This window comes from Thiorhodovibrio winogradskyi, from assembly GCF_036208045.1.
In the GTDB taxonomy this organism is placed as follows: domain Bacteria; phylum Pseudomonadota; class Gammaproteobacteria; order Chromatiales; family Chromatiaceae; genus Thiorhodovibrio; species Thiorhodovibrio winogradskyi.
In genome coordinates this window covers 38,560-55,066 of record NZ_CP121472.1, presented here as the reverse complement: position 1 = coordinate 55,066, position 16,507 = coordinate 38,560, and the positions used below count along the sequence as shown (strand labels likewise).

Below are 16,507 nucleotides of genomic sequence, written 5' to 3'. Positions count from 1 at the left end.
GACTTGGCAGCGAGTCCGACATCAAACTGGCTTCAAACTGGCATCCAGCTGACAGCCAGGCCAAGGCTCGGCATTGCTAGTCGCCGAACCAGCGCGGATTCAGCACCCCGGCCAGCTCATCATAGCCAAGCAGCACATCAACAATGCCAAGGGCATAGGGGCCGATCTGATACTGACCAAAAATGATCTTGAGCCCATCGGCCAGTGGCAGCAACACCTGGTAGTTTTCTGCTTCAGGCGCGGTGCCATTGCGGAGCCAATCGTCGTCGCTGTCTGCATTGAATGGCTCGCGCTCGGAGAGGTCGGCATGGCTTAGCTCCGCGAGCCGTGACAACCAGGGGCTATCCGGGCGGAATAATCCGGCTGGCGGAATTGACTCACCCTGATCACGGCTAAACACCAGCGCCTGATGCATAAAGGCACCGTGGGCGCCACCGGTATAGCTGTAGAGTGTCAGATCGATGGTCCAGAAGCGCTGCCCGGTGTAGGTTTGTGCAACATCAATCTCAATCGCCCAGGGCGGACCAAAATGCTCGCCCTGGTTGCCATCGAGAAAGTCCAGATAGTTTTGCCTGAAATCCTGCAACTGCTCGCGCACGCTGGCGGCGATCTGGCGATTCGCCTTCCGGGTGGCGCTGTCCTCGCCTGCGAGCCGGGGATACTTGGCCTTTAGCTCGACGAGTGGCCCGCGTTGGACAATTTCAACACCGTCCGGCAACTCGCGCTCCGCGATCGGCCCCAAGGGTCCATCGACACGCAGACTGAGAGCGGCGATGCGCTGGCGATAGGCGTCCACCAGGCACGAGTTCGTGTCGCAGCCGTTGCGTTCGGCCAGCCAGTCGCGCTGCTGCGTTCGCAGCGCCTCGGCGGCCGCGCCGGCATCGCCAAGCGCGCGTCGATAGAGGTCGCCCAGGGTCCCGTCAAGCGAGCCAAGCTCTGCATCGGCGCAGATCAAATGCTCGACCTTGGTGGTTGCCTTGCGGCAATCGAAGCTGGCACTCTGGGCGGAGATGGGTAGCGCGGCTAGCGTGCAAAACACCAGCGGCAGCATCGCCATTGGCCTGCCATTGGTTGCAAGAGTCACTGCTTGAAACATGATCGACACCATCCATTTCTTCACGGGAGTCAGGGATAAGAAGAGTCGTCAGCTTGCGACTCTGACCGCTGGCGCGTCAGGGCCGCGCGATAGAGTCGGTTGCGCTGACCACCCGTGATGCGCGCGGTTAAGGCAGCCGCCTGGCGGGTGGGCAGCTCGCGACAGAGGATATCGAGGATGCGCGCCTCCTCGCGCTCCTGCCGCGCGCCCTCACCGCCACCGGCCCCTTCGATCAGGAGCACGAACTCCCCGAGCTGCTGTTCGCTGTCCGCGCTGACACGCGCATGCAGGTCGCCGAGCGAGCCGGTTAAAAACGTCTCGAAGCGTTTGGTCAGCTCACGCGCGATCACAGCCTGGCGCCTCTCGCCGAGCATGGCGCGGCTGTCCTCCAGGGTTGCGACTAGACGTTTGCCAGTCTCGTAGAAGAGCAGAGTACCCGGCTCCTCGGCAAGCTGGTCAAAAAAAGCACGCCTTGCGGCGCTGGTACGTGGCGCAAAGCCGAGGAACAAAAAACGATCGCTTGGCAAACCCGCGGCCGAGAGGGCACAGATCAGCGCGCTTGGCCCCGGGATCGGAACCACATCGACGCCTTGCGCACGAGCTGCGCGCACCAGACTGAAGCCGGGATCGCTAATCAGCGGAGTACCAGCGTCGCTGATCAGCGCAATGCTCTCCCCTGCCCGCAGACGCGCGAGCAGGCGCGGATAGGTCTGTGCCTCGTTATGATCATGATAGGCGCACAGCGGCTTGCGGAGACCCAGGTGGTCGAGCAGGCGACGGCTGTGGCGTGTGTCCTCGCAGGCGATCAGATCCACCCCGGCCAGTATCGCGGCGGCGCGGGCACCAAGGTCGCCAAGATTGCCGATAGGCGTGGCCACCACGTATAGTACGCCAGACCGAACGGCCGCATCCAACTGATTTGGCGGAGAGACCATGAATCCTACCCTGTCCGTTCCCCGATCCATTCCCAAACCACGCGCGGCCCTGCCCAGGCTGGCCGTGGGTGCGATCTTCATTGTGCTGACCGGCTGCGCGACCGTGCCAGGCGGAGATGACCGGCCATTATTAACCGGAGTGCCCGCGAATGCACTGGCGGAAATCGAGTCAACCGCGGCGGCGGGCGATGCCGTGAATGCGGCCGAGGCCTACCTCAAGCTTGCCAAGGAGTCCAACGCACCCGCGCGCCAGGCGCTCGAGTTGCGCGCGGCCGAGGCCTTCTACCTGGGCGGCCAATCCCAGCGCGCCCTACGCACCCTGGGTGCCATTGATAGCGGCCGCCTCACTGCTGGTCTGCGCCACCAGGAGCAACTGATCGCCGCCCGCGCGGCCCTGCAGAGCGCCCTGCCCGAGCGCACTCTAACGGAGCTCAACCGGCTCGGCGCTTTCGGCCTGCCACCGGAGAGTCGCATCGAGCGCCTGGGCATGATGGCCGCAGCTTACCGCCAGAGTGGTGATCCCGTCCAGGCAGCGGCCAAGCTCGATGAAATTGATCGCATGCTCGGCGGCTCGCAGCAGCGTCTCGACAACCAAGTCTCGCTGCTATTGACCTTGTCGGTCCTGGACGCAGCGCAATTGCGAGAGCTCAGCCAAAAAGGCAGCGGACGCCTGCGCGCCTGGGCCGGTCTTGCGGAACTGCTCTCCACTGCCAACCAGGCCGATGCCACCGTCCTTGGCAAGTATCGCGGCTGGCGTTCGCGCCACGGCAGCTTGCCAGTCACCGAGGAATTGCCCCGCGCCTACTATGCCGCCCTGCACGGCGACTATGCGCCCGGCACGGACGTCTGGGTGCTGCTACCCCGCAGTGGTCACTTCAGCGGCGCCAGCATGGCCATCGACAGGGGCCTGCGCCATGCCGATGAGGCCCAGGCCAGCGGGAATCGTCCCCGCGTCAAGACCGCCAACAGCACCGATGATGCCGAAGCCGCCTATGAGCGAGCCGTGTCAAATGGCGCCGACCTGGTGATCGGGCCACTGCAAAAAACCGCCGTTAACGTGCTGAGCAGCCGCCAGCAACTGCCCGTGCCAACGCTGGCGCTGAATCGTGACAACAAGGGGCGCTCTCTGCCCGGGACGCTCTATCAGTTTACCCTGGCTCCGGAGGATGAAGCCATCAGCGCCGCCAATTATGCCTGGGACTCCGGGCTGCGCTCGGCTCTGCTGCTGTACCCTCAAGGCCCCTGGGGCAATCGTCTGGCCAAAGCCTTTCGTGAGCACTGGCGATCCCTCGGCGGCAACCTTGCCGGAGAGACTGTCTATGGCGCCACGCCGGCAAGCATGGGCACGGGGGCCGAGACCTTGCTCGCACCCGGCAAGGGCGATCTGATTTTCCTGATCGCGACCGATGACAATGCCCAAAGCCTGTGGGCCAAGCTCAAACTGGCCAACCAGCGCAACCTCCCGGTCCTCGCCACCTCCCATGTTTACAATGGCAGTGGAACGGATTCTCTCGCCCTGACCGGGCTCTATTTCGTTGACATTCCCTGGCTCATTGGTTCCAGCGGCCCGGCTCGCGCGATGCCGCGACTCCCACCAGGCGCGGGGGGCTCCAACGCGACGCTGACCCGCCTGGCCGCCATGGGCATTGACAGCTACCGACTGGCGCCGCGCGCCCACGCGATGAGTCTGCATCCTGGGCATTTCCTGCCCGGCGTCAGCGGCGGACTCAGCGTCGATGGCAGCGGACGCGTGCTGAGAACACTGGCCTTGGCGCGCTTCGAGGCGGCTGGACCCGTCCCGGTCACGCACATCGAAGCGGCGCGCCCACCTGCCTCCAAGAGCGCAGATTCCACAATGTCCAAGTCGCTCATTGCCCAAAGATGACGGCGTCTGGCGGGAGGCAAATCCATCGCGCGGGTGCTAAGAGCCCGCGCCTCGGATCCGAGACAGCGCTGGCACGAGGCCAGGGCTACGAAACTCTGGCGCGGCAATATCTACAAACACAGGGACTTGAGTGGATTGCCTCCAATCACAGGTGCCGCTTCGGTGAGATTGATCTCATCATGCGCGACCGCCAGGTGCTGGCATTTGTCGAGGTCCGCTACCGCCGGTCGCAGCGCTTTGGCGGCGCCGGCGCCAGCGTGGATACGCGCAAGCAGCGCAAGCTCATCATGACCGCGCGGCACTATCTGAGCCACCATCCGACTGACAGCGCCTGCCGTTTCGATGTGGTGGCCATCGAGGGTCAGGAAGTGATTCATTGGATCAAGGGAGCTTTCGATGCGTCCGAGCAATAAATCCACAGCTGCTTCAATCCCAGCCCAAGACATCTGGATCCGGTACTTGAGGAAGATGCGCACGCAGATGAAACCTTTGGTTATCCTGCTGACCCTGATCATGAGCCTGACCTTGCTGTCCGCTTGCGCTCCCATGGTCGTCGGAGGCGTGGCCTTGGGCGGCGCCGTCCTGCATGAACGCCGCTCCGCGCAGACCGTGCTGGGTGATGAGACCATTGAACTGCAAGCCATTCATTACTATCACCAAAATCCGGATATTAGCGAACACAGCAGCATTTCGGTCACCAGCTACAACTATGAGGCACTGCTGACCGGCCAGGCCGAGAGCGCCGCTGTTTCGCGTCGCTTCGCCGAGCTCATCGCCCGACTGCCCAAGGTGACCAAGGTTTACAATGAGGTCGAAATCGGTCCGAACATCAGCCTGACGCGCAAGAGTCAGGATACCTATCTTGGTTCGCGCGCCAAGCTGGCACTGGCCGACATCAAGATCCCGGATTTCGACCCGCTGCGGGTGAAAGTAGTGGCCGAAAATGGCGTGATCTACCTGATGGGTCTGGTCACTCCGGAGGAGGCCGAGGCCACGGTGGAAAAGGTGCGACGCATTCCAGGTGTCGTGCGCGTGGTACGTATTTTCAATGTCATCAGTGCAACAAACACAGTATCCCCACCCAGCACCTGATCGGCTTCCTGATCGGCTTAGGCGCGCGCTGGCGGACATCGTCGGCACCGATGCGCTACTGACCGATCCCGCCGACTGCTGGGCCTATGGCTATGACAACAGCCGCCGTCAGGGTCAGCCGGGTGCCGTGGTTTTTGTGCATGATGCCGAGCAGGTGCGGCAATTGGTCCGACTCTGTGCGAACGAGCAGCTGCCAGTCACTGCGCGCGGTCTGGGCACAGGCACCACGGGTGCGACAGTGCCCGAGCGCGGCGGTCTGGTCATTGCTTTCGAGCGCATGAATCGCCTGCTCGAGATCGATGGCGCCAATCGCCTGGCCCGTGTCGAACCCGGGCTGACCAATCAACGGTTGCAGCAAGCGCTGGCGGCACAGGGGTTTTTCTGGCCGCCGGACCCGACCAGCGCGGCGGTCTGCACCATCGGCGGCAATCTCGCCTATAACTCCGCCGGACCGCGCGCGGTGAAGTACGGCACCCCACGCGAGAACACCCTGGGATTGACGGCGGTGACAGGGACCGGCGAACTCATCCGCACGGGCGTGAACACCACCAAGGGCGTGGTCGGCTATGACTTGACCCGGCTATTGATCGGCTCCGAGGGCACCCTGGGGCTGATTGTCGGCGCCACCCTGAAGCTCACCCCCCTGACCGAGGATCGCCGCACCCTGGCCGCAACCTACCGGGATATTCATGCCGCCGCCACCGCGGTCGCCGCCATCATGGCACAGCCGGTCACGCCCTGCGCATTGGAGTTCATGGACGCGGCCGCCATCGAGATGGTGCGCGAATTCTCCGACCTTGGCCTCGCGCCCGAGACCGGCGCCATGCTGATGATCGAGGTCGACGGACCGGCCGATTGTGTGGACAAATCCGCCGCCGCTGTCAGCGCCGCCGCGCGCGTGCCGGGCCTGCTGGAGCTGCGCACCGCCGCCGATCCGGCGGATGTGGCGGCGCTATGGAAAACGCGCAAGGCACTGTCGCCCGCGCTGCGTCACGTGGCGCCGAAAAAAATCAACGAGGATGTGGTGGTGCCCGTCTCCCACATGGCGACTTTCATCGACGGGCTCGACCAGCTTTCGCGACGCACTGGCATTCGAATTGTTAATTTTGGTCACGCTGGCAATGGCAACATCCATGTCAACCTGCTGGTCGACCCGGATGATGCCGACGAACTGCGCCGCGCCCAGGAATGCCTCAATGCGGTGTTTGACTTGGTGGTGCGCTTGGGCGGCACCCTGTCCGGCGAGCATGGCGTGGGCCTGGAGAAGCGTGATTTCGTCAGCCGCGAACTCGACCCGGCGGCCTTGCGGCTGATGCATGCCATCAAGCGGCAATTCGACCCGGCTGGCATTCTTAACCCGAACAAGGGCCTCCCCCAGCCCTGTCCCCCAGCCCTGTCCCCCAGCCCTGACTTCCAACCTCCAACTTCGAACGCCTGACCCCATGAGTGAATCCAGTCTGATGGCTAGTCTGCTGCTGGTCGCGCACTTCGCGCTTCAAGTGGGCATCGCCATGCGCGTGCTGCTGCGCCCGCATCGCGAGCCGGCGGCACGCATGACCTGGGTTATCTTGATTTTCGCGCTGCCGGTGGCGGGCTTTGTGGCTTACCTCTTGGTGGGGGAGACCAATATCGGCCGGCGGCGGGTGGAGCGTCTGCGCCAATCCCTCGCACGCCTGCCAGCACCGCGACTGGTGACCCACCCGAACGCCGCCGGAATCAGCGAACCCGATGGCATTTCCCCAGATAGCATCCGCCCGGACAGCATTCCTCCTGACAGCATTCCCCCGGAACACCGCCATCTGTTTCGCCTCGGCGAGTCCATCAGCGGCTTTGCGCCGGTCAGTGGAAACCAGGCCCGCCTGCTCGCGGACTCCACAGCCACCATTGATGCCCTGGTCGCCGACATCGATGCCGCGCGCGATCATGTGCATCTGCTGTTTTACATCTGGCTACCAGACAACAATGGCCGCCGCGTGGCCGAGGCGCTGATACGCGCGGCTGGGCGTGGCCTGATGTGCCGCGCCCTGGCGGATGACCTCGGCTCAAGGCGCATGATCGGCTCCGAGCACTGGCGGCGCATGCGGGACGCCGGGGTGCGCCTGGCGCGCGCGCTGCCCATCGGCAACCCGCTGCTGCGGGTCCTGACCGGACGCATCGATTTGCGCAATCACCGCAAAATCGTGGTGATTGATGACTGGATCACCTACTGCGGCAGCCAGAACTGTGCCGACGCGGAATTTCTGATCAAGGCCAAATACGCGCCCTGGGTGGATCTGATGGTGCGCTTCGAGGGACCAATCGCGCGCCAGAACCAGTATCTGTTCGCCAGTGACTGGATGCCCCATGTCGAGGACGACATGGACGCCCTGCTGCGGCGTCCCTTGCGGCAATTGCCGTCCCAACCCGCATCAGCGCCGTTTCCGGCGCCCCTATCGCCGCCATTATCATCCGGGATATCCCAGGATGCCTTGCCAGCTCAGGTCATAGGCACGGGTCCGACAGTGCGCTGGTCGGCGATGCCAGAGGTGTTCGAGGCACTGATTTACAGCGCGCGCCAGGAGCTCACCATCACCACCCCTTACTATGTACCCGACGAGTCCATTCAGGCCGCTCTCTGCGCCAGTGCCCGCCGCGGCGTGCGCACCACCATTGTCTTTCCCGCCCATAATGACAGCCGCATTGTCGCCGCCGCCAGTCGCAGCTACTATGCCGAACTGCTCGCGGCCGGGGTGCGCATCTTTGAGTATCCCAAGGGCCTGCTGCATGCCAAGTCCCTGACCATGGATGGCGCCATCAGCCTGATCGGCTCGGCCAACATGGACAGACGCAGCTTCGAGCTCAACTACGAAAACAACATTCTGCTCCATGACCCGGCTCTGACCGCCAGCCTGCGCGAGCGCCAACAGCAGTATCTGGCCGACTCAGTGCCCATTACCCCCGAGCAGGTTGGCGCCTGGAGCTGGCGCCAACGCCTGTGGAACAACACAGTCGCCATGCTGGGGCCGGTGCTTTAACCCGATCCGCTCGCGCGCTCCTCGTTGGCCAGCGCCCGTTCGGTGATCCCATGGTATAGATCAATGGCGCGGCTGTAGAGCGACTGCAGATCCGGGCGTTGATCCACCAAGGGCTTGATGCGCTGCGCGTCCTCGAACACCCGTGCGAGAAAATCCATATCAAAGGTCTCCAGGGTCGCGCCCTGATCGACCCGTTCCTTGATCTCCAAGGCACGCGGCAGACGAAACTTCTCAAAACGCTCCAGAAAGGCGATGGTCACGCCTTGCTGCTCTTGACTGACAGTCATGGGCTTGTGTTTCCTAGGGTTAAGATGGCCGCGAATCGCAACCACCGCTGAGCTAGTCCCCCCGGCGTAGCTGGCTGACCTGCTCGGGCGTGACGGGTGCGGCATCATTGCCCCAGTTGGCGCGAATATAGCTGGCCAGAATGGCGATCTGGCGATCATTGAGCAGGCTACCAAAGGATGGCATGACCACATGCGCGGAGAATGCCTGGGTTGGGTCGGCCGGCGCGCCGAGCAGCAGCGCGCTGACGACATCCTTCGGATCAGGCAGGGTCACCACTTCATTGCCGCGCAGAGCGGGGAAGTAGGGCGCGAGTCCCTGCCCATGGCTCTGGTGGCAGCCCGAACAGTAATGCCGGTACAGGCGCCGGCCTTGGATATCGTCCTGCTCGCTGAGCTGATGCGGTCTTGATGGCGCTTGGCGCGGGGTTTCTATTGCCGGCCGGTCTTTAAGATAGACCGCAATGGCACGCAGGTCCGAATCAGCCAGTCGCGACAGGCTGAGATGCACCACCTCGGCCATGGGACCGAGCGCGGCGGTTACGGGGCCATTTTGGGAACCATTGTGGGAACCAGCTTGGGGGCCATGCGGCGCGCTGGTGTTGGTCTGCCCGCTGGCCGCGTCCTTGGCGGGCGTGGCCTCGCCGCTGCGCATATATGTGATGAGTTCATGGAGCCTCCAGTCGCCCAAGCCGTCACCCAACTCGGAGGTCAGATTGGGCGCGTACCAGCCATCAATCAGGGCGCCCGTCAGCGCTTCATGGGCCTCGGTGGCACCGGCCAGATTGCGCGGCGTATGGCAGGCGCCGCAGTGACCCAGGCCCTCGACCAAATAGGCCCCGCGGTTCCATTCCTCGCTTTTGCTCGGGTCGGGCTCGAAGCGCTGGTCGCTGAGGTAGAGTTCCTGCCAGCCAAACAGCAGATCGCGCAGATCGAAGGGCCAGCGCAGTTGGGTTTCTGGTGGGCGATAGTCCGAGGGCTCGAGTGAGAACAGATAATCCTTGATGGCGAGCAGGTCATCGTCCTTGACCTTGGTGAAAGAAGGATAGGGCAGAGCCGGATAATAAGGCTTGCCATCCGGGCGGATACCCTGCTGGAGCGCGCGCAGGAAGTCTTGATCGGAGAACGACCCTATACCCCAGGCCTTGTGCGGGGTGATGTTGGGCGAATAAATCGTGCCGAAAGGCGTGTTCAGCGCCAGCCCACCCTCAAATGGCTTGCCGCCAGGACGCAGGTGGCAGCCCAGACAGTCTCCGGCCAGGGTCAGATAGCGCCCATGCTCAATGCGCGCCTGGGTGAACTTGCCATAGGCCTTGGCGGGTGGGAGCGGCGGCTGGCTGGCCTGATTGCTCGCATCCGCAGCATCCGTCCCGGCCAAGGTCGGGGCCATCGATAGCAGGCAGGCCAGCACCAGGGCGCCGTGGCGAAGAGTCAGATCACGCATGGTCGTCTCCTGAAAACAATCGAAAATGACAGGGCGGCAGCCGTATTCGCTAGCTCAGCTTCCGGACTCCATGCTCCGCAAGGGTTCGACCCACAGGCTGCCTTCTGCTGAAGCACCGGCTTCCCCGACCACGGCGACCTGATTCTCGGGTCCCAGCAAAATGGCGATGGGGCGCGTCTGCGGATTGGCACCCAGAGCAATTTTCAGCGCCATGGTCAGGGGAACCGACAGGAACATGCCACCGACTCCCAGAACATAGCCCCAGAATACCAGAGACAGGAAGACCACCAGGGTGGAAAGCCCCACACCCCGACCCATGATCTTGGGTTCCAGGATATTGCCAATGCCAAGATTGATGGCGGCAAAGCCAATCATGGTCATAAGCGCGGCGCCGAGGTCGATCTGCACCAGTGCCAACAATACTGGCGGAATGGCGGCGATGATGGAACCAATGGTGGGCACGAAATTGAGCAAAAAGGCAATGGTGCCCCACATGGGCGCGAAATCCACGCCGACGATGCTCAGCAGAATCCACACCAGCACGCCAGTGAGCAGACTGGTGCTGGCCTTGAGCGCCATGTAGCGGTTAATGGCCCGCATCACCTGTTGCGCCTGGTCAATGGACTCTTCTGGTGTGCGCAGCGCCAGGCGCACTTTGTTGGGCAGGCCGTCGGCTTCAAGCAGGATGAAAATCACTGTCACCAGCACCAGCATGGTATTGGCCAAAATGCTGCTAAAGCCGGTCACCATGGCGCGCATCATCGCCATCATGCGCGGCGGATCAATCAGCGAACTCAATGCATTTTCCGGCAGCTCCACGCCATGGCCTTCGATCCAAGTCTGCAGTTCGCTCGCGGCACTCAGCAAGCGCACCTGATAGCTCGGCAGACGCTGGTTGAAGGTGTTGAGTGAATCAGTGAACAGGGTGCCCACAACCAGGCCAACCCCGGTGAGCACGCCGGCAATCACAAGCATGGCTGCCCAACGCGGCAATCCATGGCTACGCAGATAGCGCAGCGGGCCCGCCGCCAGCACGGCAATGAAGATCGACAACAGAAAGGGCATGACCAGGTGTGAAGCGGCGCGCAAACCCGCGACCAGCACCACCAAGGCGCCCGCCATAATCAGAAAACGCCCGGCCGGGCTGAAATCCGGTGTTTCATCCATAGCATTATCCACACTGAAATGTCAGCCACCCAGCCGCGCTCAGCGCCCCGGACGCACCAGTCCGCCGAGGCCGATGTCCTCAAGCGCCCCGGTCAGTAGTTTGCGCACCGCAGCGCCGGTCTCGCAGCGCAGCGCATCGTTGAGCAGTTCGCGCGCCCGCCCGCGACTGAGACTGCGGATGACACCTTTAACGCGCAGCAGACTGGCGGCACTCATGCTGAGGCTGTGCACCCCCGCACCAAGCAGGAGCACGGCACCAAGGGGATCACCGGCCAGCTCACCGCACACACTTACCTCTTTGCCATGGGCGCGGGCACCAGCCACTACCGTGGTTAGCGCCAGCAGCACCGCTGGATGCAGGTCATCGTAGAGGGCTGCGACACGCGGGTTGTTGCGATCCACCGCCAGCAGATACTGGGTCAGGTCGTTAGTGCCGACGGAGAGAAAATCCACCCGACCGGCGAAGCTCTCGGCTTGATAGACCGCCGCTGGAACCTCGATCATGGCCCCGATGGGCGGCATGCTCACGGCATGGCCTTCGTCGAGGAGTTCCTCGAGCGCGCGACTGATCATGCGCTGGGCTTCGTCGAGTTCGCCCAGGGTGGTGATCATGGGCAAGAGCAATTGCAGATTGTCGAGTCCAACCGAGGCCGAGAGCATGGCGCGCACCTGGGTCATGAAAATCTGCGGATGATCCAATGCGACCCGAATGCCACGCCAACCAAGAAAGGGGTTGGATTCCTCGATGGGAAAATAGGACAGTGGTTTGTCGCCGCCAATATCCAGGGTGCGGATGGTGACGGTACGGGGCGCGAACACCTCGAGGATACGGCGATAATTGTTGTATTGCGCGCCCTCGCCGGGAAAGCGATCCCGCACTAGGAAGGGGAGTTCGGTGCGGTAGAGCCCAACGCCAGCGGCCTCGTCGCTGCCGGCCGGACGCTGCTCGGACACTAGACCGGTGTTCAGATATAGCGGCAGCGAGTAGCCATCCGTGGTTTCCGACGGCAGACCACGCAGGGCGTCGAGCTCAGCCGCGAAGGCCTGCTCCTCATCGGCCAATCGCTCGTATTCGTTTCGAATACTGGCGCTGGGGTCAATATAAACGCGCCCGCGATAGCCATCGACAATGGTCTCCAGCCCGTTCATGCGGCTGACCGGCAGGTCGCTCACGCCCATGGCCGCCGGCAAGCCCATGCCGCGCGCCAGAATCGCGATGTGCGAGGAAGCCGAGCCGCCGCTGCTGACGATTCCGGCCAGGGACTCGCTCGGCACCGCGCTCAACTGCATCACGCTGATCTCATCGCCGACCAGAATAGTCTGCGGTGGATACTTCAGCGCCGGTGCGTGCTGGTTTTGCAGGCGGGTCAGAATCCAGCGACCGAGATCGCGGACATCCGAGGCACGCTCGCGCAGATAGGGATCTTCCATCTGATCGAACACGGAAGTGTGCTCGGCAATGGTGTCGCGCAGCGCTGCCTGGGCCCAGTTCCCGTCGCCAATACGCTTGAGCGCGCCATCGACCAGGGAATCGCTTTCCAACATCATGCGCCAGGCATCGAAGAGCGCGCGGTCCTCTTGGCTGAAACGATCACCGATGCGATCAATCTCGGCCCCGACATCCTTGAGCGCGGCCCGAAAAGCGACCACTTCGCCCTCGGCATCCTCAATGAGCTTGTCAGGCACCGCTTCCAGATTGGCTGGCGGATAGACCACCACCGTGGTACCAAAGCCGATGCCGGGTGAGGCCGCCATGCCGGAAAGAAAGCGGCTCGGCATCAGATCCTGCTGATGCATGCGCCCAAGCTCAATGGCGCCGGCCAATTGCGCGGCCAGGGTAATGACAAAGGTGACTTCATCATCGCCGAAGCAGCGCGATTCACGCTGACGCAGCACCAGCACGCCAAGCACACGGCGGTTTTGCACAATGGGCACACCAAGAAAACCGCGAAAACGGTTCTCGCCAGTCTCGGTGATGCTCAAATAGCGCGAGTGAGTAGAGGCATCGCTTAGGCTGACCAGATCGGCCTTTTCCGCGACCCAGCCTACCAGGCCACGATTGAGCGGGATGCGCACCCGCCCCACAGCCTCGGGACGCAGTCCATCGGTGGCCAGCAGGACATGCTCGCGGTTGCTTTGATCAGTCAGATACACCGAGCAGACATCAGCGCCAATGGCTTCCTTGACACGACTGACAATGATGCGCAGGGCATCGTCGAGCGACAGGGCGCGATTGACCTCCTGGACAATGCGACGCAGCGACTCAAGCATGCCTTGGGCTCCGCTCTGGTTCGGCCGCGACTGGAGGCGGGTTATGAATATGGGCTCGCGAGGCTTGCATCAGGGCCACCTAGCGGCGCCGGCAGATGAGAGGTATCTGTCCCGACCCAGTGGGCTCGGCAGCCGCCCATTCGACTGGCCCGGGCTGTGCCCGCGGGGAGTTTGGTTGCAAGCTTGCTTGCAAATTGGCTTGCAAATTGGCTTGCAAATTGGCTTGCAAAGTGGGCTGGGACTGGCGCGTGAGCCCATCGGGCGAGCGGGCTTGACGGTCACCGCACAACTCCGGGTAAAGCAGGGGCTGCAACTCGATCAGCGCCTGTTCATAAACCCTGCGCTTGAAATACACCACCTCGCGCAGCGGACTCCAGTAACGTACCCAGCGCCAGGCATCGAACTCGGGCTTGGGGGAATGGTCGAGACAGAAGGCATCCTCACCACAATCAACCCGCAGCATGAACCAGATCTGCTTCTGCCCGATGCAGGTCGGCCCGCAGCAATGGCGGCGGATAAAGCGCTTGGGCAAACGATACCTGAGCCAGCCACGGGTGGCGCCGAGCACGGTTACCTGTCGCTGAACCAGACCGACTTCTTCCTCAAGTTCGCGAAACATGGCTTCCCGCGGGGTCTCATCGGCCTGAATGCCGCCCTGCGGAAACTGCCAGGCATTCTGCCCGACACGCCGCCCCCAGAACAGGCGGCGCTCGCCGTTGCACAGAATTATGCCGACATTGGGTCTGAAGCCGTCGCGGTCGATCAAGCCAGGCCACCTCGTGAGTATCTCAATGGCATTTTTCCATATTTCGAGCAACAGCGGCAAATTGATGCCGAGATCGGCGATACTCGCCCTTTGTTGTTCAAGATTCTGCTCGGACTGAAGGGAGGCCCACCTTGCGCCTGACAATTTTTGATCTCGACAACACCTTGCTCGACGGAGACTCGGATTATCTCTGGGGACGCCATCTTATTGAGCAAGGCGTCGTCGATGGCGTCGATTACGAGTGCAAAAACAGCACCTTTTATGCCGATTACCGCAATGGCTGCTTGGATATCGACGCTTTTCTCGGCTTTTCGCTAAAACCCTTGAGCGAGCACCCGCTGGCCATTTTACAGGCCTGGCGGGACGCTTTTGTGCGCGACAAAATCGAGCCCATCATCCTGCCAGAGGCTCGCGCACTGATCGAAAAACACCGCGACGCCGGTGACCGACTCTTGATCATCACCGCCACCAACCGTTTTGTCACTGAACCCATCGCCGAACGCCTGGGCATTGCGGATTTGATCGCGACTGATCCAGAATTCCTTGATGGTCGTTATACCGGACGGGTTGCCGGAACGCCCGCCTTTCAGCAGGGCAAGGTGGAACGCCTGCATCAATGGCTGCGCGAACAGGGGCTCACGCTCGCTGAAAGCCACTTTTACAGCGACTCCATCAACGACCTACCGTTGCTCAGCGCGGTCAGTCATCCGGTGGCGGTGAACCCAGACCTGCAACTCGCCGCTATTGCCCACGACCGTGGCTGGCCGATACTCTCCCTTCGCGGGCAGCGGTCAAGCTAGCCCCATGGCAGCGCGCCGCCTGCCGCTCCGCGCCCAAGTACCCGGGCCAACACAGGAGTCATCGAGTTGTCATATGAAGCTCATGGTATCGCAACAATTGGCTGTTAGATTTTCGGGTTGGCCTGCCATTTTGCACCCGTCAAATCAGGTATTTTCGTCATGGGAGCCACCGCAACTGTCTTATCGTCCGCGCGCATTGAGCGCCTGCGCCCTGAATTCGCCGACGGCCAGGCCGCCGCGCGCGAGGCACTGGCACTGCGCTACCGGATTTTTGGCCTGGAACTGGGCGCCAAGCTCAAAACCGATGCCGAACAACTCGACTATGACGAATTCGATCATCACTGCCAACATCTTCTGGTGCGCGAGACCGGCAGCGGGCAGGTGGTGGCCTGCACCCGCCTGCTCGATCAAGGTGGCGCGCGCGAACTTGGGCGCTTTTACTCCGAGGGGGAATTCGACCTGGACCCAATTCGAGCGCTCGACGGACGCCTGCTCGAGCTTGGCCGCACCTGCGTGGCGCGTGAATATCGTCAAGGCTCCGCCATTGCGGTTCTCTGGTCTGGCGTGGCAAGTTATATCTCAATGCATCGCATCAATTATTTGTTCGGCTGCGCCAGCATTCCGCTTGGCGAGGACGACGCCCAAGCCGCTGGTATCATGAACCGCTTGCGTCGCCAAGCCATGGCGCCAGAGCACCTGCGCGTCACCCCGCGCCTGCCACTGCGGGTCGAAGGGCGAGACGAGCCCAAGCTCGACGCTCCACTGCCTCCGCTGCTCAAGGCCTATGTTCGCGCTGGCGCCAAGGCCTGTGGCGAGCCCTGCCGCGACCCGGACTTCCAGGTTGCCGATGTGCTCATGCTCCTTGATGTGCGCGAACTCAATCCCAGCTACTCGCGCCATTTTATCCACCGCTCGAACGACCATCGCGGACACTTCTGACGGCTGATGATCTGGCGAGCGCTGCGCGCAATCGAACATCTGCTGACAGGCGCCCTGATCAGCCTGGTCGTGGCAGGTCTGCGCCTCTTGGGCCGCCCGCCCGCCTGGCACCTGGAAGTGGTGCGCTGGTGGCATGCTCGGCTGTGTCGCATTCTGGCGCTTGAGCTCAGCGTCTCGGGCCAGCTTCGCGAAGGGGCGCTACTGGTCGCCAACCACATCTCCTGGCTCGATATCCCAGTCCTGGGCGCACAGGGATCGGTTGGCTTTCTGTCCAAGGCAGAGGTCCGTCGCTGGCCGGTTGTCGGTTGGATGGCTGCCGTTGCCGGCACGCTCTTCATTGAGCGCGGCGCGAATCGCTTTGCCGAGGCCATTGCCGCCGTGCGCGAGCGCATTAGCGCGGGTTTCGCCGTGGTGGTCTTTGCCGAGGGCACCACCAGCGATGGATCTGGGGTACGGCGCTTTCTGCCACGGCTTTTCGCCGTGGTACAACCCGCGTCAGAGCTTGGCAGCAGCTTAGCCGGGCCAATTCAACTGCAGCCCGTGGCGCTGCGCTATGGTCAGGGGCCGCGGCCGGATGCCGTTGCGCCCTTCATTGACGACGACACCCTGGTTCGCCATCTGTGGCGCGTGCTGCAGCACCCTGGCATCAGGGTGCACGTCAGCTTCCTGCCACAGATCGATGGCCGAGGTCAAGATCGTCGCCACTTGGCTGATCAGGCACGCGCGGCCATTCTTGACGCGCTCAGGCTCCATGCTCTCACGCCCGAAATGGGCAGCAAGACCGATCAGGCCGGTCTGGGCGCGGAGTAAGCCA

At 62.7% G+C, this 16,507-nt stretch carries 14 protein-coding genes and 1 pseudogene; 8 read left to right on the top strand and 7 right to left on the bottom strand.

The window, feature by feature from the left end; all coding sequences use genetic code 11:
• Positions 1–76 precede the first annotated feature (76 nt).
• Both Thiowin_RS00230 and rsmI read right to left on the bottom strand, forming a co-directional pair.
• A complete protein-coding gene (locus tag Thiowin_RS00230) occupies positions 77–1,096 on the bottom strand; it encodes a PdaC/SigV domain-containing protein (RefSeq protein ID WP_328985752.1) in 1,020 nt (339 codons plus the stop codon).
• Positions 1,097–1,125: 29 nt separating this feature from the next.
• Positions 1,126–2,031, bottom strand: a complete 906-nt coding sequence (gene rsmI, locus Thiowin_RS00225; RefSeq protein ID WP_328985751.1) for a 16S rRNA (cytidine(1402)-2'-O)-methyltransferase — start codon at positions 2,029–2,031, stop codon at positions 1,126–1,128.
• On the opposite strand from rsmI, the gene Thiowin_RS00220 reads away from it, so the two are divergent.
• From Thiowin_RS00220 to cls, 5 genes are all read left to right on the top strand, one after another.
• Positions 2,030–3,916, top strand: coding sequence for a penicillin-binding protein activator (locus tag Thiowin_RS00220; protein WP_328985750.1), 1,887 nt, complete (start codon positions 2,030–2,032; stop codon positions 3,914–3,916). The two genes, rsmI and Thiowin_RS00220, sit on opposite strands and share 2 nt — an antisense overlap.
• Entirely contained in the window at positions 3,913–4,329 is a 417-nt protein-coding gene (locus tag Thiowin_RS00215; protein WP_328985749.1) for a YraN family protein, read from the top strand. The genes Thiowin_RS00220 and Thiowin_RS00215 overlap by 4 nt, the downstream gene beginning before the upstream one ends.
• Before the next feature lie 67 nt (positions 4,330–4,396).
• Positions 4,397–5,008: a BON domain-containing protein gene (locus Thiowin_RS00210; protein ID WP_328985748.1), complete on the top strand. Its 612-nt coding sequence runs from the start codon at positions 4,397–4,399 to the stop codon at positions 5,006–5,008.
• Positions 4,965–6,446 carry an FAD-binding oxidoreductase gene (locus Thiowin_RS00205; RefSeq protein ID WP_408034139.1) on the top strand — a complete coding sequence of 494 codons (1,482 nt, stop codon included), beginning with the start codon at positions 4,965–4,967 and terminating at the stop codon, positions 6,444–6,446. The genes Thiowin_RS00210 and Thiowin_RS00205 overlap by 44 nt, the downstream gene beginning before the upstream one ends.
• Positions 6,447–6,450: 4 nt before the next feature.
• On the top strand, positions 6,451–8,022 hold the full coding sequence (gene cls / locus Thiowin_RS00200; protein WP_328985745.1) for a cardiolipin synthase: 1,572 nt from the start codon (positions 6,451–6,453) through the stop codon (positions 8,020–8,022).
• On the opposite strand, the gene Thiowin_RS00195 is transcribed toward cls, so the two are convergent.
• The 5 genes and pseudogenes from Thiowin_RS00195 to Thiowin_RS00175 form a co-directional block, all read right to left on the bottom strand.
• Entirely contained in the window at positions 8,019–8,309 is a 291-nt protein-coding gene (locus Thiowin_RS00195) for a hypothetical protein (protein WP_328985744.1), read from the bottom strand. The genes cls and Thiowin_RS00195 overlap by 4 nt on opposite strands.
• A 52-nt stretch (positions 8,310–8,361) precedes the next feature.
• A complete protein-coding gene (locus Thiowin_RS00190; RefSeq protein WP_328985743.1) occupies positions 8,362–9,750 on the bottom strand; it encodes a cytochrome c in 1,389 nt (462 codons plus the stop codon).
• Between the two features lie 54 nt (positions 9,751–9,804).
• Positions 9,805–10,917: an AI-2E family transporter gene (locus Thiowin_RS00185; protein WP_328985742.1), complete on the bottom strand. Its 1,113-nt coding sequence runs from the start codon at positions 10,915–10,917 to the stop codon at positions 9,805–9,807.
• Positions 10,918–10,956: 39 nt separating this feature from the next.
• Positions 10,957–13,188, bottom strand: coding sequence for a phosphoenolpyruvate--protein phosphotransferase (gene ptsP, locus Thiowin_RS00180; RefSeq protein ID WP_328985741.1), 2,232 nt, complete (start codon positions 13,186–13,188; stop codon positions 10,957–10,959).
• Positions 13,189–13,414: 226 nt separating this feature from the next.
• Positions 13,415–13,954, bottom strand: a pseudogene (locus tag Thiowin_RS00175) (RNA pyrophosphohydrolase); the annotation flags it as partial.
• Positions 13,955–14,085: 131 nt separating this feature from the next.
• On the opposite strand from Thiowin_RS00175, the gene Thiowin_RS00170 reads away from it, so the two are divergent.
• The 3 genes from Thiowin_RS00170 (at position 14,086) to Thiowin_RS00160 (ending at position 16,503) form a co-directional block, all read left to right on the top strand.
• On the top strand, positions 14,086–14,754 hold the full coding sequence (locus Thiowin_RS00170) for a histidinol-phosphatase (protein WP_328985740.1): 669 nt from the start codon (positions 14,086–14,088) through the stop codon (positions 14,752–14,754).
• A 159-nt stretch (positions 14,755–14,913) separates the two neighbouring features.
• On the top strand, positions 14,914–15,693 hold the full coding sequence (locus Thiowin_RS00165) for a GNAT family N-acetyltransferase (RefSeq protein ID WP_328985739.1): 780 nt from the start codon (positions 14,914–14,916) through the stop codon (positions 15,691–15,693).
• Between the two features lie 6 nt (positions 15,694–15,699).
• Positions 15,700–16,503: a lysophospholipid acyltransferase family protein gene (locus Thiowin_RS00160; protein ID WP_328985738.1), complete on the top strand. Its 804-nt coding sequence runs from the start codon at positions 15,700–15,702 to the stop codon at positions 16,501–16,503.
• The last annotated feature ends 4 nt before the right edge of the window (positions 16,504–16,507 follow it).

Bases quoted from the DNA above. Each gene is read 5' to 3' on its own strand.
- Thiowin_RS00230 (WP_328985752.1), bottom strand. From the start codon at position 1,096: ATGTTTCAAGCAGTGACTCTTGCAACCAATGGCAGGCCAATGGCGATG.
- Thiowin_RS00220 (WP_328985750.1), top strand. From the start codon at position 2,030: ATGAATCCTACCCTGTCCGTTCCCCGATCCATTCCCAAACCACGCGCG.
- rsmI (WP_328985751.1), bottom strand. From the start codon at position 2,031: ATGGTCTCTCCGCCAAATCAGTTGGATGCGGCCGTTCGGTCTGGCGTA.
- Thiowin_RS00215 (WP_328985749.1), top strand. From the start codon at position 3,913: ATGACGGCGTCTGGCGGGAGGCAAATCCATCGCGCGGGTGCTAAGAGC.
- Thiowin_RS00210 (WP_328985748.1), top strand. From the start codon at position 4,397: ATGAAACCTTTGGTTATCCTGCTGACCCTGATCATGAGCCTGACCTTG.
- Thiowin_RS00205 (WP_408034139.1), top strand. From the start codon at position 4,965: ATGTCATCAGTGCAACAAACACAGTATCCCCACCCAGCACCTGATCGG.
- cls (WP_328985745.1), top strand. From the start codon at position 6,451: ATGAGTGAATCCAGTCTGATGGCTAGTCTGCTGCTGGTCGCGCACTTC.
- Thiowin_RS00195 (WP_328985744.1), bottom strand. From the start codon at position 8,309: ATGACTGTCAGTCAAGAGCAGCAAGGCGTGACCATCGCCTTTCTGGAG.
- Thiowin_RS00190 (WP_328985743.1), bottom strand. From the start codon at position 9,750: ATGCGTGATCTGACTCTTCGCCACGGCGCCCTGGTGCTGGCCTGCCTG.
- Thiowin_RS00185 (WP_328985742.1), bottom strand. From the start codon at position 10,917: ATGGATGAAACACCGGATTTCAGCCCGGCCGGGCGTTTTCTGATTATG.
- ptsP (WP_328985741.1), bottom strand. From the start codon at position 13,188: ATGCTTGAGTCGCTGCGTCGCATTGTCCAGGAGGTCAATCGCGCCCTG.
- Thiowin_RS00165 (WP_328985739.1), top strand. From the start codon at position 14,914: ATGGGAGCCACCGCAACTGTCTTATCGTCCGCGCGCATTGAGCGCCTG.
- Thiowin_RS00160 (WP_328985738.1), top strand. From the start codon at position 15,700: ATGATCTGGCGAGCGCTGCGCGCAATCGAACATCTGCTGACAGGCGCC.